We start from the raw sequence: 13,658 nt of genomic DNA on the forward strand, positions 1-13,658 counted from the left end.
TATTCAGTGAATTAAGAGATCACCGCCAGCCTAACCTTTCTACCCTGACAATAAACCAGCCCTGCCCAAAATTGGGGGATTTAGGGGGCTTCCCGAATTTATAATCGGAGCGAACTACTTCTGTCGAACTGACGTTAATGTAGACTTTGCGCATCATCCCCCTAACGGTTCAGTGCGTACGGTGAATGACCATCGTGTAGACAAGGGGACTGTTGAGCGGCGATTGGCGCAGAGCGCAACTCCGAAGGAACCGCTGGATATCGATCGCGCAGGACTCGCCGCATTACTTTGTTTGATGCGGTGCGGGGCAAAGCGTCTACTATCACCAGATCCGAAATTTTGAATAACGGGTTGAGGCGTTGAGTGATCGCGGCCTGTAACACTGCTTTGAGTTCTGCGTGCGTTTTTTGAGTATTAGGCGCAACGACGGCATAAATAATCAACTGGCTTGGCCCACCTTCAGACTCAGACACCGTTCCTTGCGAGTTGTGCGGAGTACTAATGGCGGCAGTTTCACAAATGTCTGCCACGGTGCTAACCACTTGTTCAATCTCGGCAGAACTCACTTTAATGCCGCCCAGATTCATCGTGTCGTCCACGCGACCACAGGCGCGATAGTAACCATTCGGCAATTGTTCCAAATAATCGCCATGATGACGCAACGGCAAGCTATAGGTGTTAATACCTGGCTCCTCAACATCACTAGCTGTCTCCGCAAAATAAACCTGATGATGGTCTTTGTTCAACAATTCTGTAGACAGCCCGATCGCGGGAGGAATGATAAAGGCTTCCCCTTCGGTTGCAGGACGATTATCAGCGTCCAGAATGACAAAATCTAAACCCAGCGCAGGGGTTGTGAACGTTGCCGGAATGCAAGGCTGAACAAGAGTGCTTGTAATATAAGCTCCTCCAATTTCAGTACCACCACAGTATTCAATAACGGGTTTGTTACCTGCTAGCGACATCAAGTACAACATGTCTTGAGGATTAGCGCATTCACCTGTAGAACTAAAGGCTTGAATGGCGCTCCAATTCAATCCCTCCATGCAGCGGGTCGTTTTCCAAACCCGCACGAGACTGGGCACTACACCCAGCATTGTTACCTGGGCATTCTGAACAAATTGACCGTATTCTCGTGTGGTTGGTGCGCCATCGTAAAGGGCGATCGTAGCACGATTAATCAGGCTCGCATAGATCAGCCACGGCCCCATCATCCATCCCAAATTGGTTGACCAAGCCACCACATCACCCGGATGAATATCGTGGTGGAGATGTCCATCCACCGCGCATTTAATCGGTGTCGTTTGCGTCCAGGGAATTGCTTTCGGATCTCCGGTTGTGCCAGAAGAAAACAAGATATTGGTGTGGGCGGCTGGAGTCGTTGGCATCGCATCAAAGGTTACGATCGCGCTGAGAAAGTCATTCCACGTTAAGTCACCAGAGCGCAATTCAACGTTTGGGACTGGCTGTTGAGATAGCACGATCGCCAGTGGAGCCTTGGCGTCGATTACTTTGGCATAGAGCGGTAGCTGCTTTCCGCCTCGATGAATAGAGTCTTGAGTAAAAATTGCCTTTGCGTTTGCTAACCGTAACCGAGTTGCAATTTCAATTGCCGCAAAACTATCGGCGATCGACACCACGACACAACCCGCTTTGATGATTCCCAAGTAAATTGCTACCGATTGGGCGGTCATAGGCATCGCAATAGCGATCGCATCTCCTGGCTGAAACCCTAGCTCGACTAAGCCATTTGCAACGCGATTGGTGAGCGCCTGTAATTCGCTGTATGTCCATGTGCAGAGGGAACCGCCTTCTGTTTGAAAAACGATCGCGGCTGTGTCTCCGCAAGCTTGAAAACAGCTTTCAACGATATTAAATTGAGCATTCACAAGCCATTGCGGAAATTCTGCGCCCCTAGATAGGTCAACGATTTGCGTGTAGGGTTTCTGAAAGCAAATCCTGAGCCGTTGAATCATAACCTCCCAGAAAGCGCCCCGATTGTGAGTTGACCAAGAGTGCAGGTCTGCATAGGTGTGAATGTTCAAGTCCTGCATGAGTGCTGCAATGTTGGTTGCCTCAATTTGTTGGGGGGATGGAACCCATGCGGGAGAAAGTTCTTGGTGCATTGCCGCTTCCTCATTGGATGCCTGCTAAGAAAATCCTTCAACGGTGAATTGTTAGTCGCTCAATGTTCTAATTGAATGAATAGGGCAGACGAATTGGAACGATTAATCGAGTTGCTGTAATCCATTCCAAAAGACTGCGATCGCATCCAAGATTTGTTGACCTCCCCCAATAAATTTGGCGTGATCGAACTCTGGTCTAAAATAAACCGCTTCTAGTTCTTCTAAGGTATGTCCTGCGTGTTGGGCTTCCACGCGATTGTGCCACGTGAAAAACGCTAAACGGAGTTGTGGATACCGACTTTGTTTGATCTGGGTCAATCCATCTTCTAGCTCTTGCCAGAACCCTGCTGCCGCCCAATTTTCAACGGCAAAGCTGGCACCTTCAGCGAGATTGGGATCATCACTGCCGTACAGACGCTGCAATTCATCGCAAAAATGCAGCGTGGTTGGGCTGCCGTGCTTGCGCTGACCAATCTCCTCGTAGTGCAAGCCGATCCCTTCTGCCACAGCAGTCAGCCACTCAAAATGAGCCGCCCGAAAGCGACAAATTCCACCATCGACGGTTCCTTCTGTACTAACCACTTCAGGATCACCTTCTCGGTCTTTTTCCTCGTCTGTTTTAGGTGTTTGTAGATTGGTTGCTCCTTCCAGCTTGCGATAAATTACGCCTAGCTCATTCAGCAGAATCTCGCGGCTGGCCCGTGATTGCTGAAGGGTTGGGGAGTTAATTACTTTCAACAATGCCGCGACCAGAAATTGATTCGAGAACACGGAAAATTGGCGAATAAAATGCCGCAACTGCTCATCCGTGGCGTTGCCTGCTTGAAACCAGCGAGTATAAGCATTATTCGTAATGATGGGATGCTGCAAAAGTTCACGATCGACTTGGTGAAGAAAATTCTGAAAGTCATCAACTTGTTGCGGTGTTAACTCCCCCTGCTGCAAGCGCTTCTGAATTCGATCAGAGACAGATAGGGGGGTGGAGGGAGTTGTGAGAACGGGAGCCATAGAGAGGTTTCTCCTTTTAAGACCAACTTGTGAAGCGAATCAGAGATTGCCTGATACTCAAGCAACCCAACTGTAAGAATATTGCGAGTCCTCCAACTCAACCGCTTGTCGAGTGAGGGTCAGCGGACGGAATGTATCGATCATGACAGCAAGTTCATCGGTGCGCTCTTTGCCGATCGACCCTTCATACATGCCTGGATGCGGGCCATGCGGAATGCCATTGGGATGCACCGTAATCGACGATCGTTCAATCCCCTTGCGGGACATGAAGTTTCCCTCAACGTAGTAGAGAACTTCATCAGAATCGACATTGGAATGGTTGTAGGGCGCAGGAATGGCGAGCGGATGATAGTCAAACAAGCGGGGCACAAATGAGCAAATCACAAACCCAGGGGCCTCAAAGGTTTGATGCACAGGCGGCGGTTGATGGATGCGTCCGGTCACGGGTTCAAAGTCGGCAATGTTGAAGGCATAGGGATAGAGATAGCCATCCCAACCCACGACATCGAGCGGATGATGATGATAAAGGTAGGTCGTGATGCGATTGATCTTGCCAAGTTCCGAAGGATCGCGAGCTTTTATTCGCACTTCAAACTCGCCGATTTCGTCGTGCGGAATTAGTGTTTCTGGTGGGCGTAGATCCCGTTCACCGTAAGGCGCGTGTTCCAGAAATTGACCATAGCGATTGAGATAGCGAGCAGGCGGTTCAATGTGTCCTTGCGCTTCGATCACCAACATCCGTTGAGCCATGTTGGTATCTGGCAACAGTTGCCACATCACTCCGGTCGGAATCACCAAATAATCACCCGGACGATAGGGCAACCGACCATACTGGCTCTCTAATACCCCGCTACCTTCATGAATAAAGATGACTTCATCCCCGTGAGCAAACCGATACCAATACAACATTGGTTCTGTCGGTTGTGCGACTGAAATACACACATCCCGATTCGCCATTAACGGAATTCGAGCCGCGATCGCATCTCCTCCGCTCGATACGTTTCCAGTCCGCAGATGACGATGACGGAGTGCTCCAACCTCTTCAAACTCCAGCGCGATCGGTTGCTCTAGAAAAATCTTGTCAACTTGCGTTGGTGGGTGCAAATGATAAAGCAGCGATTGAATACCCGCAAAACCGTGAATGCCCATTAATTCTTCGTGATAGAGCGAACCATTTGGATCACGAAACTGGGTATGTCGCTTGTGGGGAACCGTGCCTAGCTGGTAGTAGTACGTCATCGCCGGATACCGTTTTACTGGATGTCTACAACAGAAAGGTTGAGAGTCTAATTTCTAGCTCCTGATCTAGAGATTGCTGTCTAGAGATTTCCTCGGAGGGCTTGTTCGCGTTCGATCGCCTCAAATAATGCTTTGAAATTGCCTTCACCAAAGCTCTGGGCACCGTGTCGCTGAATAATTTCAAAGAACAGAGTGGGACGATCTTCAACGGGCTGCGTAAAAATTTGGAGTAAATAACCCTCGCGATCGCGATCGACTAAAATTCCGAGTTCTGCCAAACGCTCAATTGACTCATCAATCTTGCCGATTCGTGCTTCTAACTCTTTGTAATAAGGAGTTGGCACATGCAGAAACTCAACGCCTGCCTGCTGTAGTTTTGTGACCGTTTCAATGATGTTGTGGGTGGAGTAGGCAATATGTTGAACCCCCGGCCCCTGATGGTATTCCAAATATTCTTGAATCTGCGATTTCCCCTCTCCTAAAGCAGGTTCATTAATAGGCAATTTAATCTGACCAGAACCGTCTTGCACCACTTTAGACATCAACGCTGAATATTCAGTCGAGATTGCTGCGTCATCAAAGTGAACCAATAGCTGAAACCCCATCGTATCGGCGAAGAACTTCACCCAGTGTTCCATTGCGCCCCGTTCAACATTGCCAACAAGGTGATCAATGGTTTGGAGTCCTGCTTCTCGATTAGCGCAAGGCGCAACTCCATAAGAACCAGGCTGAACTGAATGTCGAGGTTGAAACTGGGGCGCAAAAACACCCCGGTAGTCCTGCCGATCGACAAACTTGAGAATGACATCGCCGTAGGCATGGATCGCCGCATAGTGAAGTAGCCCCGACTCATCTTCTGCAAGGGTCGGCGGTATCACTGCGATTCCTGCGGAGTTGCGCTCTGCGCTAATCGCTCCTCGTGCAGTCACATGTTGGTAAGCATCCACGACATTGGGCACCTGCAACGCAATCACCGCCACATGATCGCCATGCTTCAGCACACTACGAGCAATGGGATGATCAGAATTGAGTGCTGTACTCAGAACCAAACGAATCTTGCCTTGCTCCATAACATATGAAGCAACTTTGCGACTCCCTGTTTCTAAGCCTCGATACGCTGTGTTTGTGAATTTAAAGAAGGTTTCATAAAAACTCGCGGCTTGCCTTGCGTTACCAACGTAAAACTCAAGGTGATCAAAACCGAGAATAGGAAATGAATCAGTCATTAGGTTCCCCCTTAACAGAGGAAAAATGGAAAAACAATCATTTGAAATTAGTAGAACCAACAGAATGCATCAAGAATTATATCTCGATAAAAATCGTGTAGAGAAACAGTAACGTCTGAAACAGCTAGCAGCTTTAAACAACTGTAAATAAAAGTTTGCAATGCAAACAGTAGACAACAACCGGGCTTGAAGCGTCGTTTAGGTTGTAGGGTTTCTATGGCTTTTTAGAATCAGTTAATAAACCAATCTGAGAAGCCATAATTAAATTATAGATTTAACTTCTCAGACTTGCTAGTAATAATGATCACGATCAATCTAAGGGGAGGTTTAAGCAATATACAGATTCCCTGCCCTCTCCCGAAGGAGAGAGAGCCGGACAATACCGGTCTAGCTCTCGACGTTTCAGTTAGTTCATCTGTTGGTCTTAACAGTCAAATTGGTACACCGTTTTTAGAAGCCAAGATTTAGAGGAGGTGCAGCCGAGTGTTAACATCGCTCAAACGGCTTCTCGCGTCGATTGTGGACTATGCCGGACTCTTTCCACCGGCACAGCTAAGCTTACCTGAAGCAATGCATAGTTACGATCGCGCCCACTCTTCTCCACACTCCTGGATGCTCGATCGCTTTGTTTTGCCTGCCACTCGGCTACCTGAGTTCGTCAAGCTGTTGCCAATCTTAACTGAAGAAATGTGTGAAGAAATCCCTTCATCTCAGCCCTGGTCATTGAGTGTGATTCTGTCTAAAAACTGGCTAGCGGAATTGGAGCAGATACATCGAATCACCAAAGCAGAACTTCACTGCAAAGATTCCATTAGGATTAGTGCCTTGGAAGTTGCCCCACTTTCACCCGTCGAGATTCAACAGGGGTATTTAGATCTACCTGCTGAAGTGGACACTTTTTTTGAAATTCCGTTTGATGCTGACTTAGAACCGCATCTGAATATTCTGCAACAAATAGGAGCAGGCGCAAAGCTGCGAACAGGCGGCATTACTGGCGATGCGTTTCCTGACAGTACACAACTGGGTCAGCGCATTCTGTCGTTCGCGAATGCTCGAATTCCGTTCAAGGCAACGGCTGGGTTACATCATCCCTTGCGCGGTCACAGCTTCACTCACGCCTTGGATAAGACTTCTACAACTAGAGTCTCCACAACAATGCACGGTTTTTTGAATGTTGCGATCGCTTCAGCCTTTGCTTACCATCACGCCATCACGCCCAATGAGGCTGCGGCAATCCTTGAGGAGCCGTCGATCGACCCATTTCAATTCAGCGAGGCCGAAGTCAGGTGGCATCATCACTCCCTCTCCCTACGTGAGATTGAGCATTCGCGATCGCAATTCTTTCGCTCGTTCGGCTCCTGTTCTTTTCAAGAACCCATCAACGATCTTTACGACTTGAGGTTCCTATGATCTGCGCGATTGATTCTACTCACGATCCAAGTTTGCGGAGTTGGGTTAAATCAGCGAATCAAGCCGACACTGATTTCCCAATTCAAAATTTACCGTTTGGAGTATTTCAAGAACGAGGTCGCGCTGAAACGCCTCGAATCGGGGTTGCGATCGGCGATCAAATTCTGGACTTAACGGCTTGCCAGCAGATCGGGCTACTTCAGGAACTACCAGAGTCTCTAAAAGCGGCCTGCTGCGCTTCGACCTTAAATCGGTTGATGGCAATGGGGAGAACGGCTTCATTGTCGTTGCGCCATCATCTGAGTCAATTACTCCGCGCAGAACAATCCCCTCCATCTGACAGCACCATCCTTGTTTCGATGTCAGAGGCACAATTGCTGTTGCCTGCCACCATCGGCGACTACACCGATTTCTACGCCTCTATTTTTCACGCCACCAATGTTGGTAAGCTATTTCGCCCCGACAATCCTCTGCTGCCAAATTACAAATATGTTCCGATCGCCTATCACGGACGAGCATCATCGATCGTTCCGAGTGGCACCTCAATCAAACGTCCCTATGGTCAACAGAAACAAGCAAAAGACTCAACCCCTACATTTGCCCCTTCTCAGATGTTGGACTATGAGCTTGAGGTGGGTTGCTTTGTGAGCATGGGGAATGAATTGGGAGACGCGATCGCGCTCGATCAGTCAGAAGACCACCTATTCGGACTGTGCCTCGTAAATGACTGGTCTGCGCGAGACATTCAAGCTTGGGAATATCAGCCACTCGGCCCTTTTCTGTCAAAAAGCTTTGCCACGACAATCTCTCCTTGGGTTGTGACGCTGGAAGCCCTTGCCCCATTTCGAGGTTCTGCGTTTGCGCGGGCTGTAAATGATCCATCCACCCTGCCCTACCTCGCGTCATCTACTAATCAACGCTTCGGTAGCATTCACTTAACTCTAGAGGTGTCGTTGTCTTCTGCGCGGATGCGTCAGGAGAAAATAGCGCCTTTGCGCTTAAGCCAGAGTGAATTCCAACAGATGTATTGGACGGTGGCACAAATGCTGACTCACCACACCAGCAATGGCTGCAATCTTCGTCCTGGAGATCTATTTGCCAGTGGAACGATTTCAGGGAGCGAGGCAGGCACACAAGGCTGTTTGTTGGAACTCACGCAACGGGGAACACAGCCGATCGTGCTACCGACCGGAGAAGTGCGATCGTTCTTGATAGAAGGGGACGAGGTTACTCTTTGGGGTTATTGTGAGAGAGAAGGGTATATCAGAATTGGGATGGGTAAATGTCAAGGAATAGTTGATGTTAAGGGACAACAGCGAGCTTGAGAGATAGATGAGATGCTGGACAAAAGCCACACAAGCAGAACATTAGATAACGCTAGTGGTCGTCAGAACCACCGAGTGCAAGTTGAGATCAAGAAATGGCGCGGTTAGGTTCGCTTAGAACGCGAGGCAAGTTTTGTGCGGAGATGATGCTCAAATGGATGAGGAATCGGGACAGGATAGCTTGTCCACGTTGGCGGGGTGGTTGCAAAATACCGGATGAGTGCGTTGAGGCTGTTGCTATAAGCAGAATGTAACTCCACAAAAGCACACCATGCCGACTCATCATCGCGGATTGTAAACCCTGCCTGCGCCAAGCTTCTTTGGGCTTGCTCAAACTGTTCTCGATCGACTTCTAGCTGTTCTGCTGGAGGTAGCCTAAACAAGCGGTGCAGCTCCAAAACAATTCGGCATCCCATTCGGTGCATTAGATATGCCATGCCGCAATTCTCGGTTTCCACTGTCGTCAACAGGAGCGTGCAAGCATCCAGCATCGCACCCAGTGTTCCCAGCCAAGAATCCTTCTCTAAAGTTGAACGGAAAAACGACAGCACTGGATAGGCGCAGTGACCCTCCAGGATTTCGGCTGCCCAAGCTTCCCAATTGCCCAAATCATTGGGTAACTGCTCCAGAATTTTCAGTCGGGCGTAGGTTTCTAGCAACGTCACGCCCGATGGAGGACTGCCTGCCCGCGCCTCAACTAAATCGACAAAGACTTCGCGGTTTTGCAAAGAACTATAGAGTGAGAATAAAAATGTGATCACTAGCGACATCACAGCCAACCCACATCCTGCTGCTGTTAGCACAACAATACGGGCAACTCCATCTGCAACATAATCTCCGAATCCAAGGGTAAAGAGTGATGTTCCTGCCAGGTAAAAGGCGCTTCCATAATCTTTAATGGGAGGTTGAACTGAATTTCGCAGTCCATATAGAATTAGCCCAAATCCAAACACTAACGCCACAACCCAGACGGTCAGTAGCAGTATCAGCGATAAAGGCGCGAAGAGGCTAAGCAGATATTCTCGGCGTTGTTTGTTGCGCAAACTGAGATACCGCCAAGGAAGCCAAAGTGTTCTGGTCAACCAGGATGACATCTTGAAGGTTCGTGGTGTTCGACGCGGAACGACTATGGATTGAAAGACATCGGCGACTACAATCAGGATGATCAAGAGGCCAAAGAATGCTGAAAACACCACGTTTTTGCTATCTGGTAGGGGTCAAAGGAAAACTGAAAGATGTAGAAATTGTCTTTATCTATACCTCGGTCATTTAATACGATCGCGAACCGCAACGCCTCTATCAATTGACGGAAGCAGATTCTAACGTATGTTTCTATCTGCATTAGAGTTTTAGGCTTCAATGACGACTCTGTGACATCGGAGTGTGATCAAAATAGTCGAAATTTATAGTGTGATCAAAATGCTGTGATCAAAAGTCCACATCTTGATCTTCATCTTCGTTGTCTTCCAACTCGTCTAGAGCCGCCTCATCTAGAGAAGATACTTGTTCTTCAATCGATAGGCTTGGCGGTTCGAGCGAAGGGTTGTCGAGATCTACAACTGCCCCATTAAACGCATCTGCAAGATTGAGGGCGGCTCTGGCGGCTTCATCTTCCCAGTCATGATAGTAGGCTGGAGGCGCGTCAAAGGTTGGTAAAAGAGCGTCTGGAGGCGGGTCGGCGATCGCAAGTTCTGAATCAGGCTGTGGCAGATCCGACCGGGCTGGGTTGGATGGCACGTCTTCAAAACGTTGTTCTGTGCTGAGCGGCTTTACATCATTGTTACTCATGTCAGAATAGACGCTGCTTTGCTCAGTCAGAGCAGCGTTTGCAACAACAAGACTTAATTTAATCTCGATGCCTAACGTCTTTAAAAATGCAGCTTTAATGTTAGCTACTCGTCCTTGAGCGATATTAAACAGTTTTTCTTTGATGCTAACTTGAGCGGTTTGACCATCAAAGGAGAGTAAGTTTCCCTGCTGGCTCAGCAGAGCTTGAATTCCAAGCGGCTGTAAGTTTGAAAGGACTCGTTGCCAAAGTTCTGCTAAATCTTGTTGAGCGGGTGTTGCATCTTGACGCTGAACACCCTCCTCGGCAGGAACGGGCACAGCGTCGGGAGTCGCCGATGAGCCATTGGGCGTTGTGGAACTGGAAGGTGTGGGACTAGACGTTGTGGGGCTTAGAAGCGCGTCTGATGGTGGAGTGAGCGTTGATGCCGCGTTTGGCTCTGCCAAGCTCCCAAAGATTGCCCGTTCCGTCGATTCAACCTGAGCTTTGGGCAGAGCTTTTAGTGAAGGACTTACATTGATGGTTGGTTGGATGCTGGCTGAGGGTAACAATCCTAATAAAGTCACTTCTAACCATAAACGCGGTTGAGTTGTGTTCTTTAATTGCACCTCGCTATCTTTGAGATGCTTTTGTCCTAGCAGAATGGTGCCGATGTTGAGGTTTTTGGCGAAGTCGCAGAGGTGCTGCCAAGTCGGCGGCGTGAGGGCGACTAAATCGCCGCGATCGCGGGCTGTCTTTGCGATCAATAAATCTCGGTAGAAACTCGCTAAATTTTGTAATACGATTAACGGCTCTCGTCCGCGATCCATCAATCTACGGGTTGTGTCGAGAACAGATTCTGGGTTATCGGATGCGATCGCTTCGACTAAGGTCATCAAATCGCGTTCTGGCACTGCACCGACTAAGTCCCACACCCGTTCTGCCGTAATCTCTCCAATGAGCAAACTCAGTTGATCGAGCAAGCTCTCAGCGTCGCGCAATCCGCCTTGGGAGATTTGCGCGATTAACTGTAAGGCTTCTTTGGTGATAGAAATGTTTTCTTTCTGTGCGATCGCGCCCAAATGTTCCACTATTGGCTCTAGTGGAATGCGTCGAAAATCAAATCGTTGACAGCGTGAAATGATGGTTGGAAGAACACGTTGAGGATCGGTTGTGGCAAGAATAAAGACAACGCGATCGGGTGGTTCTTCTAATGTTTTGAGCAACGCATTGAAGGCGGCATTGGAAAGCATGTGAACTTCATCAATCACATACGCTTTGTAACGACATTGAACGGGGGCAAATTGAGCACGCTCAATCAATTCGCGAATGTTGTCTACTCCGGTGTTACTGGCGGCGTCAATTTCAATCACATCCAACGCTGAACCATTTGCGATCGCGCGGCAGGTTTCACACACACCGCAGGGCTGATCTGTGGGTGAGTCGAATGCTAAGCAGTTCAGCGATTTGGCAAAAATCCGTGCGCTCGATGTTTTACCCGTTCCGCGTGCGCCAGTGAAGAGATAGGCAGGCGCAATCCGGTTTTGCAGCAACGCATTTGATAGCGTGGTTGCGATCGCGTCTTGTCCGACGAGTTGAGTGAACGTTTGGGGACGATATTTGTGGTGGAGTGGAATGTACGTCACGGCAATCAATCATCGGAGTGGGACTGATTGATCCTATCAGGGGATTGGCAAAACGGTAGGGAAGAATTTGGGTTTCGCAGGATGTAAGAGTCAAGAATACTCCTACATTCCGCATTCACAGCATCAGCACTTGGAAACATTTCTGCTACATCAGGTTCCAGGCTCACAACCACTCCACCGAAGCTTTTTCATCCAGCGCCTAATTTTCTGACTCCTAAACTCTTCAAGTCATATTCTGACCGAAGTTCATCTTCCAGTTCTGAATTATCCTTCTTCATAGGCTTCCCGCTCAAATCGTGTTACTTTTCTAGCCCTAATGAGACGAATTGAATCCCTCCTCTCTGTATAGGACACAATTACCAAACGCCCTTGGCTGACTCTCCAACAATTTGACTTGTTAGGTTGGGGTTATGCAGAGACATGACATACTGCCTCAATGTTATGCCCGTCTGGATCTAAAACGAAGGCAGCATAATAATTAGGGTGATAGTGAATTCGTAGACCCGGAGCGCCATTGTCTCGACCACCCGCTTCTAAGGCTGTTTTGTAGAATGCCTGAACCATCTCGCGAGTTTCAGCCCGGAAAGCAACATGAATTCTAGGTGTGTTGACCTCTCCCTGCCCAATCCAGAAATTTGGTTCTCTGTCTATTCCAAAAACTGCGCCAGAAGTGGCATCGAACTCTCTTACTAATTGATAACCAAGTGGGGCTAGGGCATTGACGTAAAACTCTTTGCTTTTCTCAAAATTGCTAACGTTAATGCCGGTATGGTCAATCATAACTTTCGCTTTCTACAAAGTTTAAATACTTCCTTGAGTGTATTATCCCAATCAACAGCAAAATTGAGTTGTTGCTTTGACCAGTTTGCCTCAAGGAAATTGTCCTTTCGCCGTTCCAACGACTGGTTAAACCTGTCCCACAGATAGCTTCTAACTAAGATCACAAGGCTTCAATCTTGACGCTGCCACCCTCAATGGCATCGACCTGCAATCGATAACCGTAGAGTAGCGCCATCCCAAGCAGGGGTTCCGTTTCTGATTCTGCAACATAAATTTCGCGGTACTGCCCATCCCAAATTACGGTTGCAGTGTAGAGATCGAACAGAGTTTCGCTGCCATCGCCCAAGGTGACGATATCAGAAGCACTCCAAGGTAAATTCAAGGTGACAATAAGTGCAGATGGCAAAGACAGAAATCCACTGAACCCTGTATCAATAACGGTATCAATCACTTGCTGTTGTCTATTCGCGTTACCAACTACAAGGGGAAGCGTTGCTTCACGACGTAAATTCACAACTCCGTAAATCATTGATTCTGCTTCAGACTCCGCGCCCCAAAATGATCAACGGCGCGATGTCCAATCCGAATCACCCAAGGCTGGGCATTAGGATATTGCTCAAACAGTCGATTAGTTGCGGGTACAACATTCTCATCGACCTCAAAGGCTCCGGTTTCGATGTCAATCGCCACAATTTTACCCTCATTTCCTGGTTCGACTTGCTGCCGAATGCCAGATTCATAGAGCTCTTGCCCACGTCGAGCTATCTCTTCTTTGCTGTAACGTCGTTGGCGAACTGTCATGGGCTTGACCTTAATTTCAGGCGTTGCCCTTTCATTTTAATCTGGGCAATCGCTAGATCAAAGTTTCGACTGCGATCGCACTTTAAATTAGAGCATAATCGCTTCACTGAACCAATGACCTTGTAGTTACTGTTCTAACGAAAGACGCGACATAACGCTGCGCTTGAACGGCGACAAATCACTTTAGGCTGTACAGAAGGATTGCAAAAATCTGCTTCAAGCGAATTGTTATGCTCACTTACGGTAGGTAACGAATTGAATTTTATTACTTGACGGTAATACAGCCTTTTTCGATCTAGTCAGGTACAGTAGCAGCAATGCGTGAACCAGGC

At 48.3% G+C, this 13,658-nt stretch carries 11 protein-coding genes; 2 read left to right on the forward strand and 9 right to left on the reverse strand.

Annotation, left to right across the window (positions count from 1 at the left end; all coding sequences use genetic code 11):
• Positions 1-161: 161 nt before the first annotated feature.
• The 4 genes from AC5JLB_RS07475 to hppD form a co-directional block, all read right to left on the reverse strand.
• Positions 162-2,126, reverse strand: a complete 1,965-nt coding sequence (locus AC5JLB_RS07475; RefSeq protein ID WP_495873207.1) for an AMP-binding protein — start codon at positions 2,124-2,126, stop codon at positions 162-164.
• Between the two features lie 102 nt (positions 2,127-2,228).
• Entirely contained in the window at positions 2,229-3,134 is a 906-nt protein-coding gene (locus AC5JLB_RS07480) for a hypothetical protein (protein WP_495873208.1), read from the reverse strand.
• A gap of 57 nt (positions 3,135-3,191) precedes the next feature.
• Positions 3,192-4,373, reverse strand: a complete 1,182-nt coding sequence (locus tag AC5JLB_RS07485; protein WP_495873209.1) for a homogentisate 1,2-dioxygenase — start codon at positions 4,371-4,373, stop codon at positions 3,192-3,194.
• An 80-nt stretch (positions 4,374-4,453) separates the two neighbouring features.
• On the reverse strand, positions 4,454-5,599 hold the full coding sequence (gene hppD, locus AC5JLB_RS07490) for a 4-hydroxyphenylpyruvate dioxygenase (protein WP_495873210.1): 1,146 nt from the start codon (positions 5,597-5,599) through the stop codon (positions 4,454-4,456).
• 483 nt (positions 5,600-6,082) lie between these two features.
• Here hppD and AC5JLB_RS07495 point away from each other — a divergent pair, with 483 nt between their 5' ends.
• Both AC5JLB_RS07495 and fahA read left to right on the forward strand, forming a co-directional pair.
• Positions 6,083-7,009, forward strand: a complete 927-nt coding sequence (locus AC5JLB_RS07495; RefSeq protein WP_495873211.1) for a hypothetical protein — start codon at positions 6,083-6,085, stop codon at positions 7,007-7,009.
• Complete coding sequence (gene fahA, locus AC5JLB_RS07500; RefSeq protein ID WP_495873212.1) at positions 7,006-8,334, forward strand: fumarylacetoacetase; 1,329 nt, start codon at positions 7,006-7,008, stop codon at positions 8,332-8,334. The genes AC5JLB_RS07495 and fahA overlap by 4 nt, the downstream gene beginning before the upstream one ends.
• A 104-nt stretch (positions 8,335-8,438) precedes the next feature.
• Here the strand turns inward: fahA and AC5JLB_RS07505 are convergent, their stop codons facing one another.
• The 5 genes from AC5JLB_RS07505 to AC5JLB_RS07525 all read right to left on the reverse strand — a co-directional run bounded on the left by AC5JLB_RS07505 (position 8,439) and on the right by AC5JLB_RS07525 (position 13,326).
• Positions 8,439-9,428 carry a potassium channel family protein gene (locus AC5JLB_RS07505; protein WP_495873213.1) on the reverse strand — a complete coding sequence of 330 codons (990 nt, stop codon included), beginning with the start codon at positions 9,426-9,428 and terminating at the stop codon, positions 8,439-8,441.
• 334 nt (positions 9,429-9,762) lie between these two features.
• Entirely contained in the window at positions 9,763-11,745 is a 1,983-nt protein-coding gene (locus AC5JLB_RS07510) for a DNA polymerase III subunit gamma/tau (RefSeq protein WP_495873214.1), read from the reverse strand.
• Positions 11,746-12,153: 408 nt separating this feature from the next.
• Positions 12,154-12,525 carry a VOC family protein gene (locus AC5JLB_RS07515; RefSeq protein WP_495873215.1) on the reverse strand — a complete coding sequence of 124 codons (372 nt, stop codon included), beginning with the start codon at positions 12,523-12,525 and terminating at the stop codon, positions 12,154-12,156.
• 160 nt (positions 12,526-12,685) lie between these two features.
• Positions 12,686-13,054, reverse strand: coding sequence for a clan AA aspartic protease (locus AC5JLB_RS07520; RefSeq protein WP_495873216.1), 369 nt, complete (start codon positions 13,052-13,054; stop codon positions 12,686-12,688).
• A complete protein-coding gene (locus AC5JLB_RS07525; protein WP_495873217.1) occupies positions 13,051-13,326 on the reverse strand; it encodes a hypothetical protein in 276 nt (91 codons plus the stop codon). Before AC5JLB_RS07525 ends, AC5JLB_RS07520 begins: the two co-directional genes overlap by 4 nt.
• Positions 13,327-13,658: the final 332 nt, after the last annotated feature.

It is taken from the genome of Myxacorys chilensis (assembly GCF_059505265.1).